This is a genomic window from Micromonospora sp. WMMA1996, assembly GCF_002573675.1.
Lineage (GTDB): Bacteria > Actinomycetota > Actinomycetes > Mycobacteriales > Micromonosporaceae > Micromonospora > Micromonospora sediminicola.
Genome location: NZ_PDHU01000001.1, coordinates 2,755,617 through 2,773,043, shown reverse-complemented (window position 1 = coordinate 2,773,043; position 17,427 = coordinate 2,755,617). Strand labels below are relative to the sequence as shown.

Here is a 17,427-nt window from a genome sequence, read left to right as displayed (position 1 = left end):
AACGGCGCCGGACGGGGACACCGCGTGGACGGACGCGGGGGCGGTGGGGGCCGTGGCCCGGTGAACCTCGAGATGCGCCACGCCATGACCGACAACCTGGGTGTGCTGGAGACCGCCGCGCTGCTGCGTGAGCTGACCGCCGGCCTGATCGCCGTCGCCGACTTCGACGAGGCGCTGGACCGCCTGGTGCGGATCGCCCGCGACGCCGTGCCCGGCGTCGACAGCTGCGGTTTCACCGCGCTGCGTGCCGGGGAGCCGGCCGGGGTGGCCGCCTCCGACCCGCGCCGGGGCGAGCTGGACGACCTGCGGCACGGCCCGGACACGCCGGCCCTGACCGCGGTGCGCCGACGCGAGATGATCATCGCGGCCGAGCTGACCGGGGAGGAGCGCTGGCCGGCCTGGTGCGCGCGGGCCGACGCGCTCGGCGTGCACGGCGTGATCTCCGCCCCGGTCGACGTCGACGAGCAGGTGATCGGCGCGATCAACCTGTACGCCGACTCGCCCGGGACGCTCACCCCCCGGCACCAGCTCACCGCGATGCTGCTCGCCGAGCACGCCGGTCTGCTGCTGGCCGCCGTGCGGGACCGGGAACGGGCCACCGCCCGGGCCGGTCAGCTCGACGGCGCGCTGCTGGCCGAGGGAGTGATCGGGCAGGCCGTCGGCGTGATCATGACGCAGCGCGGCTGCCCCGCCCCGGAGGCGCTGGACGTGCTCCGCAGCGCCGCCTCCTCGTTGGACATTCCGCTGCGTGAGGTGGCCGAGCGGCTCGTACTCACCGTCTCCCGGCCCCGCGACAACTGAACGACAGTCGTTTCGCTCCCGAGGGCGTCGGGTAGCACCCTGGACTGGTGAACTGCGCCGACCTGGGGAGGACGCGATGGAGAGCCGACTGAGGGTGCAGGGGCACCCCATCCAGCCGATGCTGGTGACGTTCCCGTTCGGGCTCTTCGTCAGCGCCGCCGTGTTCGACCTGGCGGACGTCGCCGGCGGCCCGGCCTTCCTCGGCGAGGTGGGCTACTGGACGGCGGTGGCCGCGCTGGTCACGGCCGGGCTCGCCACGGTCGCCGGGCTCGTCGACCTGTGGGACGTGCGGATCGGTCGCGCGAACCGGACCGCCGTCACGTTCAACCTGGTCAACGCCGTGATGGCGGCGCTGTTCCTGCTCACCTGCCTGATCCGGGCGCACGCGCCGCAGCGGGGCGCGACCGGCGGGCAGCTCGCGACCGAGCTGGTCGCGCTGGCCGTGGGCGCGGTCGGCGTGGGCCTGGGCGCGCGGCTGATCCAGCAGTCCGACCGGGGCCGCGCCGCCGAGCCGGCCGGGTGGGAGACCTTCGACGGTGTTCCCGGAGCGACCGTCGAGATCGCCCGGCCCCGACCGTTCTGACCGTCCGCCGCGTCCCGGTGGGGCGCCGGGCGCGTCGCCGCGGGCGGGGCAGGCAAGGGCAGACCGATATGCCTCCTGGTCATAGTTATGACCAGGAGGCATGTCGCGCTCCGGGCAGGTCACTCCGCCGAGCCGTCCGCCCCCCCCAACCGGCCGGTGACGCGCGCCCGCTCCCACCGGCCGCTGACGCTCGCCCGCCCCCGCCGGCCGGCGGCGCGCGGCCGAGCCCGGGCACGGAAATCGCGTTGCCGTCGGCCGCCGTCCGGCGGCACGCTCGGCCCATGGTCACCGATCGCGGGTTCGACGAGCTGGTTGCCGAGGCCGACGCCACGCCCGTCGAGGGGTGGGGCTTCTCCTGGCTGGCCGGCCGGGCGACCGAGGAGCGCCCACCGTGGGGCTACGCCCGCCTCGTCGGGCAACGGCTGGCGACCGTCGGGGCCGCCCTGGACATCGACACCGGGGGCGGTGAGGTGCTGGCCGAGGCGCCGAAGCCGCCACCGCTGCTGGTCGCCACCGAGGCCTGGCCGCCGAACGTTCCGGTCGCGCGGCGCAACCTGCGCCCGCTCGGCGCGTCCGTGGTGCGGGTGGCCGACCGGCCGCCGCTGCCGTTCCGCGACGCCGCGTTCGACCTGGTGGTCAGTCGGCACCCGGTGCACACCTGGTGGGACGAGGTGGCCCGGGTGCTGCGCCCGGGCGGCGCCTACCTGTCCCAGCAGATCGGCCCCGGCACGGTCCGGGAACTCAGCGAGGCGATCCTCGGGCCGCTGCCGCCGCCGGAGCACCGCCACCCGCAGGCGGCGGTGGCCGACGCGCGGGCCGCCGGGCTGACCGTGGTGGACCTGCGCGAGGCGACGCTGCGTACCGTCTTCCACGACATCGGCGCGGTGGTCTGGTTCCTGCGCAAGGTGGTCTGGACGGTGCCCGGCTTCACGGTCGACCGCTACCGGGCCCAGCTGCGCCGGCTGGACGAGCGGATCCGCGCCGAGGGCCCGTTCGTCGCCCACGCCCGGCGGTTCCTCATCGAGGCACGTCGCCCCTGACCGGCCCGGCCCGGTGCGCGGCCGCGTGGTGCGCGGCCAGCACGTCCGCACCGAAGTCGCCGGCCGGTCGGCGCAGCACCGTGTGCGCGTGATTGCCGTCGTCGGTGGTGTTGTCGTACTCGATCAGCAGGTCGTCGCCCTGCACCCGGTAGTAGTGCCGCCGGCCCGGCTCGACCGCGCCGGCCCAGGCGAAGTGCAGTTCGCCGCCGTGCAGCCGGTCCGCCTCGCGCGCGGCCAGCTCCGGGGGGAGCCGGTCCAGGTAGAGCGCGACCAACCGGTCGAGCAGCGCCCGTCCGGTCGGGCCGAGCCGTCCCCGGGGCACGCCGAGCGGGTCGAGTCGACCGGGCGCGGTGGCCCGGGTGGCGCTGATGATGTCGGCCGGCGCCTCCTCGGCGATCACCGCGGCGGCCCGCCCGCCGGGGCCGAGCACGTCGAGCAGTTCGCGGGCCAGGTCCTCCTCCGGGCCCAGGGGCCGGGAGACCGGGCGGCCGGCATGCCGGACGGTGGCCGGATTGGCGCCGAGGAAGACCGGAGCGGGGGAGACCTGGTCGTCGGCGTCGGTCATGCTCACCGACAGATGGTGCCCCTCGAACCGCCACGCCCAGCGGTCGTCGCGCGCCGGGTCGCCGAAGACCGCCACCCAGTAGTCGCCGCTGTGCCGCCCGCGCCGCCACCCCTCCGCCCGGTCCAGCACCTCTTCGAGGGCCATCACCGCCATGGCCTGGGCGTACGCGGCGGGGCTGAGCGCGGTGGCGAGCAGCCGGTGGGCGGCCTTGCGGGCCGGGACGTCGAGGTCGGCGACGGGGACGCCGGGGCGGGGCCGGGGCCGGTACTCCAGCCACCGTCGGGCCTGGTCGTCGTCGAAGTCGTGCCGGGCGCGCCGGCGGGCCGGCTCGTCGAGCGCGGCCAGCAGCGCCACGGCCGCCGCGCGCATCTGCTCGGGTACGGGATCCTCCACCGCCCCTGTATACCGTCCCGCGTGGCCGGGTGCGGGTCGGTGGCGTCAGCGGCCGAGCAGCGCCAGCATCTCCGGCAGCTCGAAGAATTGGGCGGTCTCGACCGCCGACGGGCCACCGTGGTCCGGGTCGGCGCCGGCGTCGAGCAGTGCCCGGACCGCCGCCGCGTTCTGCCGGAACACCGCCGCGGCCAGCGCGGTCTGCCCGCGGTCGTTGGCCCGGGCCGGGTCGGCGCCGCGGGCGAGCAGCGCGGCCACGGTCTCCGGGTGGGCATGGTAGGCGGCGAGGATCAGCAGGGTGTCGCCCTTGGCGTTGGTGAGGTTGACCGGCAGCCCCGCGTCCACGTTGGCCGCCAGTTCCTCGGTCGCCCCGGCCCGGGCCAGGTCGAACATCCGGTGGGCGAAGGCGACGGTCTCGGCGTCCAGTTCGTCGGGCACCCGCCCAGGTTATGGCGTCGCGGCCGGTCCCGCCTGGTAGCTTGCCCAGCCGGGCGAGCGTCGGGGCGGGGCCCGGCCGGAAGCTTGCCCGGCCGGGCACGGGAGGCGGGCATGGACGATCGGGTGTACGTGGGCAACGCGGCGCGCGACGGCGCGACCGACGCGGGCTGGTTGCTGGGCCACTTCAAGCCGGTGGGCGACGTCCGGCACAGCACCGAGGTCGAGGTGAAGTGGGGCGTGCACCCGGCGGGGGAGACCCGGTCCCGGTGGGCCACCGGCGAGCGGCGTACGGCACTGCTGGTGCTGGTCAGCGGCGCGTTCCGGATCGAGCTGCCGGACCGCACGGTGGTGCTGCGCACGCCGGGCGACTACGTGGTGTGGGGGCGGGGCGTGGACCACTCGTGGTACGCCGAGCGCGAGTCGACAGTGCTCACCGTGCGTTGGCCCTCGGTGCCGGGCTACCGGGTGGATCCGCCCGTGCTGCGCTGAGGCGGCCGGGCCCGGGCGGGCATCCGGTGTCCCAGCATGTGGTATAACCTACTAAACCTATAGGGTTTGCCGTCTAAGGTGTGGAGGCACGCGCCGCCCCGCACCGTGAGGACGTCCCGCCGATGACCAGCACCGACCCGACCGACCTGCTGACCGTCGCCGCCCGCTGGGCCGACCCGACCGCCTGGCCGGTCGCCCTGCGCTTCGACCGGTCGCAACGCTGGTACGCCCGGCTGCACGCCGGGGAGGCGTACGAGGTCTGGGCGCTGAGCTGGCTGCCCGGGCAGGGCACCGACCTGCACGACCACGGCGGATCGGCCGGCGCCTTCCAGGTCGTCGCCGGCGTGCTCACCGAGGAGACGGTCAGCGGTGGGCGGCTGCGCCCGCACCGGCTCGCCGCGGGCACCGGACGGCGGTTCGGCGTGCGGCACGTGCACCAGGTCACCAACCGGGGCGACCAGCCCGCGGTCAGCGTGCACGTCTACCGGCCCGCGCTGAGCCGGATGACCCGCTACCACCTCGTCGCCGGGCGGCTCCGGGTCGCCGAGGTGGCCGAGGCCGGCGTCGCCTGGTGAACCCCCCGCCCTCGCCCGTGAACCCCGCCGAACGGAAGGACGCCACGATGGCGCAGACCCCCATCCGCACCGAGAGCTGTCCGGTCCCGCCGCCGGGCTCCCGGGGCATCGACGAGATCCTCGCCGCCGCCCGGTCCCGCCTGCGCCGTCTCGATCCCGAGCAGGCCCACCTGGCCTACCGGGCCGGCGCGCTGCTGGTCGACATCCGGCCGACCGGCCAGCGGGCCGCGCACGGCACCGTGCCCGGCGCGCTCGCCGTCGAACGCAACGTCCTGGAGTGGCGCTTCGACCCACGCTGCGCCGCCCGGCTGCCCGAGGCCGTCGGCTACGACGTGCCGGTGGTCGTCCTCTGCCAGGAGGGCTACACCTCGTCGCTGGCCGCCGCCGCGCTCCAGGAGATCGGCCTGCGCCACGCCACCGACGTGGTCGGCGGCTTCGCCGCCTGGCGCATCGCCGGCCTGCCCACCCTCGGCCCCACCCCGCCGCCCCGACCCTCGTCCACCGCGCCCCCGGTCACCGCCGGCCGGGCGCTCCGCTGACCGTCCCGCCGCACCCGGCGGGGCGGGGCGACCGCCCGCACAGGAGGCCCCCATGTCCGTCGTCGCCCTCAACACCCGTCCGGCCCGACCGGGCCGTACCGACCGGGCGCTGCCGCCCCGGCCGCGCACCGCACCGACCCTGACCGTCACCCTCGACCTGGGCGCCGGCCCGTTGACCCCCGGCCTGGCCCGGCTGGTCGACCTGCTGGACGAACTCGCCGCCTCCGGCGAGGGCCTGGTCCGCCCGGACGAGCACCGGGCCGCACGGGCCGTGCTCGACCTGCGCCGTGTCGCCGCGTCGCCGGCCGAGCCGCCGCCGGCCGCGCCGCCCGCCGGCCCGGGCGGGGTGCGCATGCTCACCGGCACCCGCCGGGTCCGGCACGGCGACGTCGAGGTCGCGCTCACCCGGATCGAGTACGACCTGCTTCTGTTCCTCGCCGAGCATCCGCGTCGGGTGTTCACCCGGCTGCAACTGCTCGCCAACGTCTGGGGTTACGAGCACGCGGTGGCGCGCACCGTCGACGTTCACGTACGCCGGCTGCGCGCGAAATTCGGGCCGGACACGCCGCTGGTGACCACCGTGTACGGCGTCGGCTACCGGCTCGCCGACGACGCTCCGATCGAGGTGGACCGGGACGCCTGACCCGTCGCCGGCCGGCACGCGGCGCACCCGGAACCCGGGTGCGCCGCGTTCACGTTTCGATCGCATCCGCCATTGTGAACCGGTCGGGGACCCCCCGTACCGCCCGTTTTCGGCGCTCTGCTGTAATCAACGGGCCTCGTACGCAGAGCGAGCACCCGGCTCCGATGTGTTCGTCAATTGTCACATTCATGCAACGCAGCCGCCCCTTGACCCTCGCACAGGCGCCGGGAAGCATCGATGAAGCGGCGTCCCGGGCCGTGGGGAGATACCCGGACCAGCCAAGGAGGACCATGTCGGTCAGCCCCGCCTCGTCGCGCGCCGGATGGCATACGTCCCAACCCGCGGTCCCCGGCCGTCCACCCGGCGGCCAGCGTCGTCCCGCCAACACCGCCGCGCCCATGCTCACCGTCACCCTGAACATCCCGCTGGCCTGCGAGGAGTCGCTCACCCCGGCCGCCCGCCGGCTCCTCGACGCCGCCCGCGAGATGCTCGAACGCGGCGACGCGGTGATCAGCGCGGGCGCGGTCCCGGCGGAGCGCCGCCCCGACCCGGTGCCGGCCGGCCGCGGCCCGACGCGCCCACTCGCCCCGACCATCCCGACCCTGCACATCCTGGCCTCGTCCCGGTCGGTGCTGCGCGACGGCGAACCGCTGCCGCTGACCCGCCTGGAGTTCGACCTGCTGCTGCACCTGGTCGCCCACCCGCGCCGGGTGTTCACCCGGCTGCAACTGCTCAACGCGGTCTGGGGCTACGAGCACGCCGGCGTCCGCACCGTCGACGTGCACGTGCGCCGGCTGCGCGGCAAGGTCGGCGTGGACGTCCCGCTGGTCACCACCGTCTACGGCGTCGGCTACCGGCTCGCCGACGACGCCCGGGTCACCATCGACCGCACCGGCTGAGGCGTCACCGGCCGAGCGCCCACCGGACGGAGCCCCGACCGCCCGGACGCGACCGGCGTGGTGACCCGCCCGCCCAGGTGGGCATAGTGGTCGGATGCGCGTCCGCCCGATCAGCCCCGACCGGCTCGTCGCCGAGCTGGCCGGGCGTCTCGCCCGCACCGAGACGCCCGGCCGGCTGCGGGTGGCCGTCGACGGCCCACCGGCCGCCGGGCCGGACGCCCTCGCCGCCGCCCTCGTCGACCCGCTGCGCGCCGCCGGGCGGCCGGCGCTGCACGTACGGGCCGCCGACTTCCTCCGCCCCGCCTCGACCCGCCTGGAGCACGGGCGCACCAACCCGGACGCCTACTACGAGGGCTGGCTCGACGAGCCCGGGCTGCGCCGGGAGGTGCTCGACCCGGCCGGGCCGGGTGGCTCCGGGCGGCTGCTGCCCTCGCTCTGGGACGCCGACGCCGACCGGGCCAGCCGGGCCACCTACCAGGACCTGCCGCCCGGCGGCGTCGTGCTGGTCAGCGGCGCGCTGCTGCTCGGTGGCGCGTTGCCGTTCGACCTGGCCGTGCACCTGGTGCTCTCGCCGGCGGCGCTGGCGCGACGTACCGAGCCCGCGCTGCGCTGGACGCTGCCGGCGTTCGCCCGCTATGCCGACGAGGTCGACCCGGCCTCCTTCGCCGACGTGGTCGTGCGCGTCGACGACCCCCGCCGTCCGGCCCTCGTGGAGGCCGCCTGACCGGCCGCCCGCAACTCACCGGAAAGAGACAGGAAATCTCCGGTTTGGCCGCTCGGGCGCCCGGGTAATCGCCCGGCTCACAGAGCACGGGTGATCTCGCCCGCGCATCCACATTCGGACCTGGTCCTCCGGCGCTCGCCGCCGGAGGACCGGTATGAGACCGCAGGAAAGGCAGGCAGCGATGCTCGTCCACGACACGACAGCCACGGGCCGCTCCCAGGCGGAGGTCGACCAGATCCGGCAGTCCCTGCGGTCGCGGTACGACGAGCTGACCGCGGAGTACGACCAGGCCGTGATGCAGAGCCAGGTGCTGCGGCTGGTCGAGGTCGGCGACACCGCCGGCGACGACCAGGCCGACAGCGGCACCAAGACCGCCGAGCGGGACACCGCGCAGTCGCTGCTGCGCACCATCCTGGAGCGGCGTGCGCAGTTCGAGCACGCGCTGACCCGGCTCGACGAGGGCACCTACGGCTTCTGCGAGGGCTGCACCGCGCCGATCCCGGTGGAGCGGCTGGAGATCTTCCCGTCCGCCACCTCCTGCGTGGCCTGCAAGCAGACCCGGGAGCGGCGGGCGGCCTGAGCCGCCCCGCCCGGGTCGCCGGTCGGTCCCATGGGTGAGATCAAGGTGGGCACCGCCTCCTGGACCGACCGGACCCTGCTCGACTCCGGCTGGTACCCGGCGAGCGCCGACACGCCGGAGAAGCGGCTGTCCCACTACGCCCGCCGGTTCCCGCTGGTCGAGGTGGACGCCACCTACTACTCGCCGCCGGCCGAGCGGACCGCGCGGCTCTGGGCGGAGCGCACCCCGCCCGGCTTCACCTTCAACGTCAAGGCGTTCAGCCTGCTGACCGGCCACCCGACCCGGATGTCGGCGCTCTACAAGGACCTGCGGCCGGACACCGACAAACGCAACGTCTACCCGGACGACCTGCCGGCACAGGCGTACGAGGAGGTCTGGACGCGCTTCCTGTCGGCGCTCGACCCGCTGGTCGACGCCGGCAAGCTGGGCGCGCTGCTGTTCCAGTTCCCGCCCTGGTTCACCATCAAGCGGGACAACAAGCAGTACCTGCTGGAGGTGGCGCGGCGCTGCGCCCCGCTGCGCCCGGTCGTCGAGTTCCGGCACGCCTCCTGGTTCGACGGCGACAACGCCGAGGAGACGCTCGGCTTCCTGCGCGAGCACGAGCTGCCGTTCGTCTGCGTGGACATGCCGCAGGGACACAGGTCGTCCGTTCCGCCGGTGCTGGCCGCCACCGCCGACCTCGCCGTGGTCCGGTTCCACGGGCACAGCGACAAGTGGACCAGCAAGGACATCCACGAGAAGTTCGGCTACGACTACTCCGACCGCGAGCTGCGCGACTGGGCGCCCAAGCTGCGCGAGCTGGCCGACCAGGCCGAGCAGACGCACGTGCTGATGAACAACTGCTACCGGGACTACGCACAGCGCAACGCCGCCACACTCGCCGGCCTGCTGGACGCCTGAGCGTTTCACCCGGTACGGGTGAGGCCCGCTCACCCGCCCTCGCCGCACCATGGACCGTGTGCGCTCCTCCACCGCCGGTGGAGGCGTCGCGACGAGGAGGTGGGTCATGACGGTACGGGTGGTGGCGGACCGACGCCGCGGTGGCGTACTGCACGTGGTCGGCAACTCCGACGCGCCGCGGCGGGGCGAACGGCCCGGCCGGTTCAGTCCGACCCGGCTGTGGCGGGGTCCCAGCGGGCCACCCCGGCGCGCCGACGACCGCCGCTGGGAGACCGACGTACGGGGGTGAGACAGATGGCGGAACAGTTGGTGTCCGCGTTCGAGTCCTCGCTGGACAAGACGAACGTGATCCTCAAGGAGATCGAGTCGGCGTACGGCTGGCCGCCGGAGCGGCGCAACCAGTCCTACGCGGCGCTGCGCACGGTGCTGCACCTGCTGCGTGACCGGTTGCCGGTGCAGGAGAGCGCCGAGTTCGCCCAGCAGCTGCCGGTGCTGGTGCGCGGCATCTACTTCGACGGCTGGCAGCCGCAGGACGTGCCGATCAAGCTCAACCGCGACGACTTCCTCTACGAGGTCCGCCAGGGCTTCCCGTACGACGTCGAGGGCGGCGCCCAGCGGGTGGTCCAGGTCGTGCTGGACACGCTGCGCCGGCACGTCACGCAGGGGGAGTGGCAGGACGTGAAGTCGACCATGCCGCGGGGCCTGGATCAGCTCATTCCCTGACCCGACCCGTCGCCGGCCCGTCCCGCCCCCTCGGCGGGGCGGGCCGTCGGCGTGCGGGAGACCGGCAGCCCGGCCCGCCGGGCCAGCCCGGCGAACGCGACCGCGTCGACGATCGCCGCGCCGCCCGGGTCGTTGTTAAAGTAGACGTACGCCGGCACGCCGTCGCCGAACGTGGCGGCCAGCCGGCGCACCCAGCCGGCCAGGGCGTCCCGGCCGTAGCGGGGCCAGGGCCGCGCCCGCCCCTCGTGCAGCCGCAGGTAGCCGAAGTCGGTGGTGCGCCACCGTGGCGTGATCGGTCGGCTCAGCCGGTCCGCCCAGACCAGCGCTGCCCGGTGGCGCTCCAGCACCCGCCGGGTCTCGTCGGTCCACCACGAGGGATGCCGGGGCTCCACCGCCACCCGCACGTCGGTCGGGAACCGCCGCAGCACCTCCGCCAGCGCCGCCGGGTCGGCGCGCAGCGTCGGGGGGAGCTGCACCAGCACCGGCCCCAGCCGGTCGCCCAGTCCGGACGCCCGGTCGAGGAACCGGGCCACCGGCTCGGCCGGGTCACGCAGCCGCCTCACGTGGGTCAGGTAGCGGCTCATCTTCACCGCCACGCAGAAGTCGCCGGGCGTGCGCTCGCGCCACGCGACGAACGTGTCCCGCTCCGGCAGCCGGTAGAAGGCGTTGTTCACCTCCACCGTGGCGAACCGCGCGGCGAAGTGCTCCAGCCAGCGCCGCTGCGGCACGCCGGCGGGATAGAACCGCTCCCGCCAGTCCCGGTACTGCCAGCCAGACGTGCCGACCAGGAACATCGCCGTGCCCTAATGAAGGTTGATCTGGAAGACCTCGAACGCGGCGCCGTGGCGCACGCCGAGCCGGGTTCCCGCCGGGCGGGCCATCCCCTCCAGGAACTCCTCGGCGTCGAAGCCGCCGTCACCGAGCCCGCTCAGGTACGCCCCGTGCGCCCGCAGCGAGTCCACCCCGCGCGCGAAGGTGTCCGTCACGTCCACCCCGTGTCGCGCCACCGGCGAGCCGGCCGCCCACACCTCGCGTACCCGCGACCACGGCTGCGTGCCGTCGGTGAGCTGCTCCGGGAAGATCCACCGGTTGCCGGCGTCGCGGACCGCGTCCAGCGTGGCCCGGCCGCAGGCGATGTGGTCGGCCTGGTTCAGCGCGTACGCCCCGTCCCAGGTCTCCCGGAAGTTGTTGGTGAGCACCACGTCCGGCCGGTGCCGGCGGACCGCCCCGGCGATCGCCCGGCGCAGCGGGACGCCGTATTCCAGCAGCCCGTCGGGCAGGCCGAGGAACTCGACGGCGGACACCCCCACCACGGCGGCCGAGGCCCGCTGCTCCTCCTCGCGCAGCACGCGGCTGCGCTCCGGCGCCATCCCGTCGATGCCTGCCTCACCGCTGGTGAGCAGGCAGTAGACGACCTCCTTGCCCTGCCCGGTCCACCGGGCGACCGCCGCGGCGGCGCCGAACTCCAGGTCGTCCGGGTGCGCCACCACGGCCAGCGCCCGCTGCCAGTCCTCGGTCAGCGGCGTGAGCGGTTCCGGCTGCGCCACCTCGTACCTCCTCGCGCGTCTCCTCCCGCCATCCTGGCACCCGCCGGCGTCGGCCGCCTACCGGCGCGAACCGTCCGTGCGGCCGGGTCCGGGCGTCTACCGTGTGGTTAGAGAAGATCGGGCGTGGGGTACCACCCGCTGCACACGGACCCCGGAACGCGCGGGGCGGCACACCGAGGGAGCACCCATGGCATTGAACGACGACGACATCCAGACCAGCGGCGGCGGCGGCCTGGAAGGCCCGGCCGACGGCGGTGCCACCCCGGGTCAGCACGACGGTGGCGCGGACGGCGGTGCGGAGGGCCCGGCCGACGGCGGCGCGACCCCCGGTCAGCACGACGGTGGCGCGGACGGCGGTGCGGAGGGCCCGGCCGACGGCGGCGCGACCCCCGGTCAGCACGACGGTGGCGCGGACGGCGGTGCGGAGGGCCCGGCCGACGGCGGCGCGACCCCCGGCCAGCACGACGGCGGCGCCGACGGCAGCGCCTGACGCATGACCATGACGTACGTCGACCCGCCGGGTGGCCACGGCCGCCCGGCGGTTCCGCTCTCCGCCGCCGAGGCGCTGGCGCGCTGCGTCTCCGTCGAGCCGGCCAAGTTCGCCGCCGACCACTGGGGGCGCAGCCCGCTGCTGTCCCGGGCCGCCGAGCTGCCCAACCCGCACGGCTTCACCGACCTGCTGAGCCCGGCCGACGCCGACGAGCTGCTCAGCCGGCGCGGTCTGCGTACCCCGTTCCTGCGGGTGGCCAAGGACGGCCAGCTCGTGCCGGCGGCGCGGTACACCGGCGGTGGTGGCGCCGGCGCCGAGATCGGCGACCAGGTGCTCGACGAGAAGGTCCTGGCGCTCTACGCCGACGGCGCCACCCTGGTGCTCCAGGGCCTGCACCGCACCTGGCCGGCGCTCGTCGACTTCACCCGCGACCTGGGCGCCGCGCTGGCGCAGCCGTTGCAGGTCAACGCCTACCTGACCCCCGCCGGCAGCCAGGGCTTCGCCACCCACTACGACACCCACGACGTCTTCGTGCTCCAGGTCGACGGGCGCAAGCACTGGCGGATCCACCCGCCCGTGCTGGTCGACCCGCTGGAGCGCCAGCCGTGGGGCGGCCGGGCCGACGAGGTCGCCGCCACCGCCGACGGCCGGCCCGCGCTGGACGTGGTGCTGGAGCCGGGCGACGCGCTCTACCTGCCGCGCGGCTGGCTGCACAGCGCGCAGGCGCAGGAGTCCAGCTCGCTGCACCTGACCGTGGGCATCCGGGCACTGACCCGGTACGCCGTGGTGGAGGAACTGCTCGGCCTGGCCGCCGAGGACGCCCGGCTGCGCGCCGGCCTGCCGTTCGGGCTCGACCTGGCCGACCCGGACGCGATCGAACCGGAACTGACCGAGACCGTCGAGGCGCTGCGCGACTGGCTGCTGCGCGCCGACCCGGCGGCGGTGGCCGCGCGCCTGCGGGCCCGGGTCTGGCCGGCCGCCCGGCCGGCGCCGATCCGCCCCCTCGCGCAGGCCGAGGCGCTGACGCGGCTGGCCCCGGACAGCCGGGTGGCGGTCCGGGCCGGGCTGCGCTGGCAGCTCACCCCGACCGGCGACGGGACGGTCGTCCTGCGCCTGTTCGACCGGACGCTCACGCTGCCCGGCACGTGCGAGGCGGCGCTGCGCGCGCTGCTGGCCGGCGAGGTGACCCGGGTCGGCGACCTGCCCGGTCTCGACGACGACGCCGACCGGCTGACCCTGACCCGCCGGCTGCTCAAGGAGGCGGTGCTGGTCCCCGCCTGACCACGGTGGGTCAGCGGGTGTAGGTGACGGCCAGCAGGAGCAGGGTGGTGGCCAGGCCGCTGGCCGCCACCAGGATCATCGGGCGGGGGGTCAGCACCGCGTGCCGCCGGTCGGCCAGCAGGCGCGCCGGTGCCAGCCCCACCAGCGGGCCGAGCAGCGTCACCACCAGCGCCAGCACCGGCAGCCCGACCGCCAGGTCGCCGCCCGAACCCGCCCCCAGCGCCCGCGCCCCCAGCCCCAGCAGGAACGCCACCAACGCGCCGCCGACGCCGCACGCGATCAACAGCGGGTTCACCGCGCCCGGCAGCTCACCCGGCTGGCCGGTCCGCTCCAGCAGCTCCCGCACGCCGCGCAGCAGCGGCACCGGGTCACCGGCGGCGTCCCGGGCCGGCCCGGGCGGATCGCCCAGGCGCCGGACGCCGAGCCGGGCGCGCAACTGTCCCCACAGGTGGGTGACCTCGCCGTCCACCCGGTCCACCATCCGCCGTGCCTCGGCCACCTCCGCCTCGGCCCGCCGGACCTGCTCGGCCGCGTCGGCCACCGCCCGGTCGGCGGCGGCCACCTGCTCGCCGTACCAGGTGTGCGCCTCGGCCCGCTGGGCGGACATCCGGGTGGTCAGCTCGGCGAGCCGGCGGATCTGCGCGCTGTACGTCTCACTGGAGACCGGTTCGTTCATCGGGTGGGACCATAAGGGATGATCACCTGTCCGGTGCGGTGCACCGCGCGGTCGAAGTAGAGACCGCGCCACGGCCGGGGGTACCAGTCCGGCCCGCCGCTGCCCGGGTAGAGCGACGCGCTCAGCTCACCGCCCTGCACGTCGAGCGCCACCCAGGCGCCGATCTGGTCGGTCCGGGCGCCGGCGCCGCCCAGGTCGACGCGCATCCGCGCCACGCCCCGCCACCAGGCCAGCACGTGGGTGCGCCGCTCCGGCCCGTCGTGCAGGATCCGGCGCAGCTGCTCCAGGCCGGTCCGGGTGCCGGCCTTGCCGGCCAGCGCGCCGGCCGCCGCGTCCACCGCGAACAGCAGCAGGAAGTGCGGCGTCCGCGCGGCGCCCGGCGCGCCCAGCCCGTCGCCGACCTCGGCCATCAGCTCGGCGACGGTCTCCTCGTCGTACCAGGACGCGTCGCCGGCCAGGTCCTCGTACAGCGCGCGGGCGGCCGGGTCGGCGTCCGGGTCGAGGCAGGCGATGGAGAACCGGGCGGTGCCGGGGCGGTACTGGCGGGCCAGCGAGCGGGCGGCGGCGTCGAGCACCGCGCACGCCTCGTCCACCCGGGTGCCCAGCACGGCCAGGTTCCGCCCGGGGGCCCGGGGCAGCCGCAGCGCCGCCGACCGGGACTGCACGTCGATGATCTCGCCGAGCAGCGCCACCGGGTTGCGGGGCACCCCCTGCTCGGGCGCGGTCAGGGCGCGGAAGTCCGGCGCCTCGGTCAGCCGCGGGATGGCGTCGCCGTCGAAGAGCCGGGCCGGCGAGGCGTCCTGCGGGCGCATCCGCCACAGCCGGTGCTGCAACTCGCTCCACGTCTCCCAGTCGCTGGCCGACGGGATCCGGGCCACCTCGTTCCCCTCGGCCAGCCCCGACTCGGCGTTGACCACCGCGTGGTGGCGGGGCAGCGACTGCGCCGCGTCGTTGCGCTCGGCCAGGATGCGCAACGCCTTCGGCAGCGCGATCCGCAGCGTGAACTGGGCGACCAGGGCGGGGCGGCCCCACAGCGCCTCGATGCCGCGTACGTCCTGCGAGGCGAGCACCAGATGGATGCCCTGCGAGCGGCCCCGGCGGGCCAGGTCCTCCAGCAGGTCGGCGGCCTCCCGGGCGACCACGTCCCGGCCGGCGAGCAGCGCCTGGAACTCGTCGACCACGGCGACGATCCGCGGCCAGTGGCCGGTCGGGTCGACCGCGCGCAGCTCGGCCAGCTTGGTGACCTCGTGCTTCTTCGCCGCGTCGGCCCGCCGGCGCAGCTCCTCGGCGAGGAAGCGCAACAGGGCCAGGCCGAACTCCCGGTCGGTGTTGACGTTGATCCCGACCAGCCGCATGTGCGGCAGCCAGCTCGGGTCCCGTCGCCCCTGGGCGAACCGGGCGAAGGACACGCCCTCCTTGAAGTCGAGCAGATAGAACTCCAGCTCGGCGGGGGAGTAGCGGGCGGCGAGCGCGCCGATCCAGGCGAAGATCAGGTTGGTCTTGCCGGTGCCGGACGGGCCGCCGATCAACGCGTGCGGCGGGTAGTCGCCGAGGGTGAGCAGGACCGGCCGCCCGTGCGGGCCCTCACCGATCGGCGCGCTGAGCCCGTGCGCCGAGTCCTCCCGCCAGTAGTCGTCCGGCGGGGGGAGCAGGTCGGTGAAGGGCGTCGGCGGCGGCCCGGCGGCGACCCGGGAGGCGACCGCGCGGCAGGTCTCGGTGACCAGCGCCGCCGGGGGCGGGGCGTCGAGCACCACCGGCAGCCCGGCGATCCGGGCGTCGTCCGGGTCGACCACGATCCGGGTGACGGTCCGGTCGTCGGGCAGGTCGATGCCCCGGACCACCAGGTGCACGCCGCACGCCGCGCCGGTGCGGACCACCCGGTCGAGCTGGCCGCGTTCGTGGCGGGACAGTTCGTCGCCGCCGAGCAGCACCGCCACCCGCCACGGCTCCGGGCGCCGACCGGTGGCGGCGGCCAGCTCCCGCAGCGAGGCGTACTCCCCGGCGAGCACCGTCGCGTTGATCCGGCGGATCTGCTCCACCAGGTCGTCGAGCAGCCGACTCAGGCCGCCTGGGCCGACGAAGGTGAGCAGGCCGGCGGTGCCGAGCGGGGCGAACCCGGCCAGCCCGCCGCCCAGGTGCTCCGGGTCGTAACCGTGCAGCCGCACTCCGCCCGGGTCGGCCCGGCCGACCGCGCGCAGCAGCAGCGCGGGCACCACCGCGGCGAGCCCGGCCGGATCACCGCCGGCCAGGTGCACGTGCCCGGCGTCGAGCAGCGGGACCAGCGCCGGCACCGGCTCCGCGCCGGTGAGGCGTACCGTGCCGATCCGGACCGCGCCGGGCGGCTCGGCGCGCCCGGCGGGCGTCGGCTGCCACCGGTCCCACGGCGCGGACGCCGCTCCGGGGGCCTCCCGCCCGGCCGCGGCGGCGGCGTGGCGGGCCAGCTCGGCCAGGCGGGCGGTGTGCCGGGCGTCGATCTCGGCGAGCCGCCGGTCGCGCGCCGCGCCGACCCGGTCGGGCACGCTCGCGGCGGCGCGGCGGGTCCGGGCCAGCCGGTCCCGCCCGGCGGCCAGCTCGGCCTCGGCGGCGGTGAGCCGGGTCCGGGTGGCGCCCAGGGCGTCGGAGAGCATCCCCCGGACCCGCGTCACCAGTTGCGCGCGGACGTCAGCCACGGGACGGCTCCGGTTCGTCGGTGTCCTTGGGCAGGTCCCGACCGAGCCGGTCGAGCAGCACGCCGGTGAGCACGCCGGCGGTGACCGCCGGGTCGGCCGCGTGCGGCTGCTCCTGCCCGTCGTCGCGGCGCGGCGGGGGCATCCGGCAGACCCGGGTGAGCAGCGTGTCCAGCACCGGCGGCGGCAGCCCCGGCAGCAGGTCGCGGACCCGCCCGTCCAGCTCGCGTCGCAGCCGGGTCAGGTCGTCGGACCGGGGCGGATGGCCGAGCAGCTCGCCGGCCAGGTCACGCAGCATCGGCGGGGCGATCGCGGCCAGTCCCAGCCCGACGTCGGCGTGCGCCCGGCGCAGCTCCCGGTGCAGCCGGTCCCGGTCGCCGGAGCGGATCCCGACGACCACCCGGCGCAGCAGCTCGCGGGAGTCGTCGACCCGCTCGTCCGGCTCGTCCGGGGCGCCCTCGCGACCGCCGGTCAGCTCCGCCACGCGGACCGCCCACCAGCGCCGCACGGCCGGCGGCTCGGCCGGCTCCGCGGCCGCGCCGGGCACCGGCGGCGCCGCGCCGCGCGGCGCGTCGTGCCGGGGCCTCCGCTCACCCGGCGGCGCCGGCGGCGCGCCGTCGGCGGCCAGCCCGATCGCGGCCAGGTACGCGGTGAGCTGCTCCTGCGCCACGCGCAGCGCGTAGCCGGCGGTCTCCGCGTGCTCGGTCGCGGAGGTCAGCTCCGGTACCCCCATCGGGTCGGCGGACTCCTGGCGTACCCAGCGCAGCCGTTCCTCGGCCTGGCCCAGCTTCTCCAGGGCGACGGCGAGCTGGCCCAGCGGCAGCTCCTCGGCGGCGGCGCGGACCTGCGCGCCGATGTCCTCGACGATGGACACGTCC

At 76.1% G+C, this 17,427-nt stretch carries 22 protein-coding genes; 15 read left to right on the top strand and 7 right to left on the bottom strand.

Annotation, left to right across the window (positions count from 1 at the left end):
- The first annotated feature begins 84 nt into the window (after nucleotides 1-84).
- The 3 genes from COO58_RS12620 to COO58_RS12610 all read left to right on the top strand — a co-directional run bounded on the left by COO58_RS12620 (nucleotide 85) and on the right by COO58_RS12610 (nucleotide 2,424).
- Nucleotides 85-801 carry a GAF and ANTAR domain-containing protein gene (locus COO58_RS12620; protein WP_176558798.1) on the top strand — a complete coding sequence of 239 codons (717 nt, stop codon included), beginning with the start codon at nucleotides 85-87 and terminating at the stop codon, nucleotides 799-801.
- A 76-nt stretch (nucleotides 802-877) separates the two neighbouring features.
- Nucleotides 878-1,384, top strand: a complete 507-nt coding sequence (locus COO58_RS12615; RefSeq protein ID WP_091575342.1) for a DUF2231 domain-containing protein — start codon at nucleotides 878-880, stop codon at nucleotides 1,382-1,384.
- A gap of 281 nt (nucleotides 1,385-1,665) precedes the next feature.
- Nucleotides 1,666-2,424, top strand: a complete 759-nt coding sequence (locus tag COO58_RS12610) for a class I SAM-dependent methyltransferase (RefSeq protein WP_098745069.1) — start codon at nucleotides 1,666-1,668, stop codon at nucleotides 2,422-2,424.
- Here the strand turns inward: COO58_RS12610 and COO58_RS12605 are convergent.
- Nucleotides 2,402-3,358, bottom strand: a complete 957-nt coding sequence (locus tag COO58_RS12605; RefSeq protein WP_098746291.1) for a DUF3500 domain-containing protein — start codon at nucleotides 3,356-3,358, stop codon at nucleotides 2,402-2,404. The genes COO58_RS12610 and COO58_RS12605 overlap by 23 nt on opposite strands.
- Before the next feature lie 69 nt (nucleotides 3,359-3,427).
- Complete coding sequence (locus COO58_RS12600) at nucleotides 3,428-3,817, bottom strand: ankyrin repeat domain-containing protein (protein ID WP_091575334.1); 390 nt, start codon at nucleotides 3,815-3,817, stop codon at nucleotides 3,428-3,430.
- A 111-nt stretch (nucleotides 3,818-3,928) separates the two neighbouring features.
- Here COO58_RS12600 and COO58_RS12595 point away from each other — a divergent pair, with 111 nt between their 5' ends.
- The 10 genes from COO58_RS12595 (at nucleotide 3,929) to COO58_RS12550 (ending at nucleotide 9,889) form a co-directional block, all read left to right on the top strand.
- Entirely contained in the window at nucleotides 3,929-4,306 is a 378-nt protein-coding gene (locus COO58_RS12595; protein ID WP_091575331.1) for a signal peptidase I, read from the top strand.
- A 122-nt stretch (nucleotides 4,307-4,428) separates the two neighbouring features.
- Nucleotides 4,429-4,881 carry a cysteine dioxygenase family protein gene (locus COO58_RS12590; protein ID WP_098745067.1) on the top strand — a complete coding sequence of 151 codons (453 nt, stop codon included), beginning with the start codon at nucleotides 4,429-4,431 and terminating at the stop codon, nucleotides 4,879-4,881.
- A gap of 47 nt (nucleotides 4,882-4,928) precedes the next feature.
- Nucleotides 4,929-5,420, top strand: a complete 492-nt coding sequence (locus COO58_RS12585; protein ID WP_098746289.1) for a rhodanese-like domain-containing protein — start codon at nucleotides 4,929-4,931, stop codon at nucleotides 5,418-5,420.
- A 52-nt stretch (nucleotides 5,421-5,472) separates the two neighbouring features.
- Nucleotides 5,473-6,063 carry a winged helix-turn-helix domain-containing protein gene (locus COO58_RS12580; protein ID WP_098745066.1) on the top strand — a complete coding sequence of 197 codons (591 nt, stop codon included), beginning with the start codon at nucleotides 5,473-5,475 and terminating at the stop codon, nucleotides 6,061-6,063.
- 290 nt (nucleotides 6,064-6,353) lie between these two features.
- Nucleotides 6,354-6,962 carry a winged helix-turn-helix domain-containing protein gene (locus tag COO58_RS12575; RefSeq protein WP_091575325.1) on the top strand — a complete coding sequence of 203 codons (609 nt, stop codon included), beginning with the start codon at nucleotides 6,354-6,356 and terminating at the stop codon, nucleotides 6,960-6,962.
- Nucleotides 6,963-7,056: 94 nt separating this feature from the next.
- Entirely contained in the window at nucleotides 7,057-7,686 is a 630-nt protein-coding gene (locus tag COO58_RS12570; RefSeq protein ID WP_091575322.1) for a uridine kinase, read from the top strand.
- Nucleotides 7,687-7,867: 181 nt separating this feature from the next.
- On the top strand, nucleotides 7,868-8,266 hold the full coding sequence (locus COO58_RS12565; RefSeq protein ID WP_091575319.1) for a TraR/DksA C4-type zinc finger protein: 399 nt from the start codon (nucleotides 7,868-7,870) through the stop codon (nucleotides 8,264-8,266).
- 30 nt (nucleotides 8,267-8,296) lie between these two features.
- Nucleotides 8,297-9,166 (top strand): DUF72 domain-containing protein, encoded by an 870-nt coding sequence (locus COO58_RS12560; RefSeq protein WP_098745065.1) that lies wholly within the window; start codon nucleotides 8,297-8,299, stop codon nucleotides 9,164-9,166.
- Nucleotides 9,167-9,272: 106 nt separating this feature from the next.
- Nucleotides 9,273-9,455 carry a hypothetical protein gene (locus COO58_RS12555; RefSeq protein WP_091575315.1) on the top strand — a complete coding sequence of 61 codons (183 nt, stop codon included), beginning with the start codon at nucleotides 9,273-9,275 and terminating at the stop codon, nucleotides 9,453-9,455.
- Between the two features lie 5 nt (nucleotides 9,456-9,460).
- On the top strand, nucleotides 9,461-9,889 hold the full coding sequence (locus COO58_RS12550; protein ID WP_091575313.1) for a DUF2267 domain-containing protein: 429 nt from the start codon (nucleotides 9,461-9,463) through the stop codon (nucleotides 9,887-9,889).
- Here the strand turns inward: COO58_RS12550 and COO58_RS12545 are convergent.
- Nucleotides 9,874-10,683 (bottom strand): DUF72 domain-containing protein, encoded by an 810-nt coding sequence (locus COO58_RS12545; protein ID WP_098745063.1) that lies wholly within the window; start codon nucleotides 10,681-10,683, stop codon nucleotides 9,874-9,876. The genes COO58_RS12550 and COO58_RS12545 overlap by 16 nt on opposite strands.
- Before the next feature lie 9 nt (nucleotides 10,684-10,692).
- Entirely contained in the window at nucleotides 10,693-11,436 is a 744-nt protein-coding gene (locus tag COO58_RS12540; RefSeq protein ID WP_098745062.1) for a PIG-L deacetylase family protein, read from the bottom strand.
- A 187-nt stretch (nucleotides 11,437-11,623) separates the two neighbouring features.
- On the opposite strand from COO58_RS12540, the gene COO58_RS12535 reads away from it, so the two are divergent.
- Both COO58_RS12535 and COO58_RS12530 read left to right on the top strand, forming a co-directional pair.
- Nucleotides 11,624-11,926: a hypothetical protein gene (locus COO58_RS12535; RefSeq protein WP_091575306.1), complete on the top strand. Its 303-nt coding sequence runs from the start codon at nucleotides 11,624-11,626 to the stop codon at nucleotides 11,924-11,926.
- A 9-nt stretch (nucleotides 11,927-11,935) separates the two neighbouring features.
- Nucleotides 11,936-13,207: a cupin domain-containing protein gene (locus COO58_RS12530; RefSeq protein ID WP_098746287.1), complete on the top strand. Its 1,272-nt coding sequence runs from the start codon at nucleotides 11,936-11,938 to the stop codon at nucleotides 13,205-13,207.
- A 10-nt stretch (nucleotides 13,208-13,217) separates the two neighbouring features.
- On the opposite strand, the gene COO58_RS12525 is transcribed toward COO58_RS12530, so the two are convergent.
- From COO58_RS12525 to COO58_RS12515, 3 genes are read right to left on the bottom strand one after another with little or no spacing between them, the layout of a single operon-like run.
- Nucleotides 13,218-13,883: a hypothetical protein gene (locus COO58_RS12525; RefSeq protein ID WP_091575303.1), complete on the bottom strand. Its 666-nt coding sequence runs from the start codon at nucleotides 13,881-13,883 to the stop codon at nucleotides 13,218-13,220.
- The gene (locus COO58_RS12520; protein ID WP_098745060.1) at nucleotides 13,880-16,552 is read right to left on the bottom strand and encodes an FtsK/SpoIIIE domain-containing protein; all 2,673 of its coding nucleotides are present in this window, start codon (nucleotides 16,550-16,552) and stop codon (nucleotides 13,880-13,882) included. Before COO58_RS12520 ends, COO58_RS12525 begins: the two co-directional genes overlap by 4 nt.
- Entirely contained in the window at nucleotides 16,545-17,423 is an 879-nt protein-coding gene (locus tag COO58_RS12515) for a hypothetical protein (RefSeq protein ID WP_098745059.1), read from the bottom strand. The genes COO58_RS12520 and COO58_RS12515 overlap by 8 nt, the downstream gene beginning before the upstream one ends.
- Nucleotides 17,424-17,427 lie beyond the last annotated feature (4 nt).

Coding starts and splice junctions, on each gene's coding strand:
- COO58_RS12620 (WP_176558798.1), top strand. CDS start 85: ATGACCGACAACCTGGGTGTGCTGGAGACCGCCGCGCTGCTGCGTGAG.
- COO58_RS12615 (WP_091575342.1), top strand. CDS start 878: ATGGAGAGCCGACTGAGGGTGCAGGGGCACCCCATCCAGCCGATGCTG.
- COO58_RS12610 (WP_098745069.1), top strand. CDS start 1,666: ATGGTCACCGATCGCGGGTTCGACGAGCTGGTTGCCGAGGCCGACGCC.
- COO58_RS12605 (WP_098746291.1), bottom strand. CDS start 3,358: ATGCGCGCGGCGGCCGTGGCGCTGCTGGCCGCGCTCGACGAGCCGGCC.
- COO58_RS12595 (WP_091575331.1), top strand. CDS start 3,929: ATGGACGATCGGGTGTACGTGGGCAACGCGGCGCGCGACGGCGCGACC.
- COO58_RS12590 (WP_098745067.1), top strand. CDS start 4,429: ATGACCAGCACCGACCCGACCGACCTGCTGACCGTCGCCGCCCGCTGG.
- COO58_RS12585 (WP_098746289.1), top strand. CDS start 4,929: ATGGCGCAGACCCCCATCCGCACCGAGAGCTGTCCGGTCCCGCCGCCG.
- COO58_RS12580 (WP_098745066.1), top strand. CDS start 5,473: ATGTCCGTCGTCGCCCTCAACACCCGTCCGGCCCGACCGGGCCGTACC.
- COO58_RS12575 (WP_091575325.1), top strand. CDS start 6,354: ATGTCGGTCAGCCCCGCCTCGTCGCGCGCCGGATGGCATACGTCCCAA.
- COO58_RS12570 (WP_091575322.1), top strand. CDS start 7,057: ATGCGCGTCCGCCCGATCAGCCCCGACCGGCTCGTCGCCGAGCTGGCC.
- COO58_RS12565 (WP_091575319.1), top strand. CDS start 7,868: ATGCTCGTCCACGACACGACAGCCACGGGCCGCTCCCAGGCGGAGGTC.
- COO58_RS12560 (WP_098745065.1), top strand. CDS start 8,297: ATGGGTGAGATCAAGGTGGGCACCGCCTCCTGGACCGACCGGACCCTG.
- COO58_RS12555 (WP_091575315.1), top strand. CDS start 9,273: ATGACGGTACGGGTGGTGGCGGACCGACGCCGCGGTGGCGTACTGCAC.
- COO58_RS12550 (WP_091575313.1), top strand. CDS start 9,461: ATGGCGGAACAGTTGGTGTCCGCGTTCGAGTCCTCGCTGGACAAGACG.
- COO58_RS12545 (WP_098745063.1), bottom strand. CDS start 10,683: ATGTTCCTGGTCGGCACGTCTGGCTGGCAGTACCGGGACTGGCGGGAG.
- COO58_RS12535 (WP_091575306.1), top strand. CDS start 11,624: ATGGCATTGAACGACGACGACATCCAGACCAGCGGCGGCGGCGGCCTG.
- COO58_RS12530 (WP_098746287.1), top strand. CDS start 11,936: ATGACGTACGTCGACCCGCCGGGTGGCCACGGCCGCCCGGCGGTTCCG.
- COO58_RS12525 (WP_091575303.1), bottom strand. CDS start 13,883: ATGAACGAACCGGTCTCCAGTGAGACGTACAGCGCGCAGATCCGCCGG.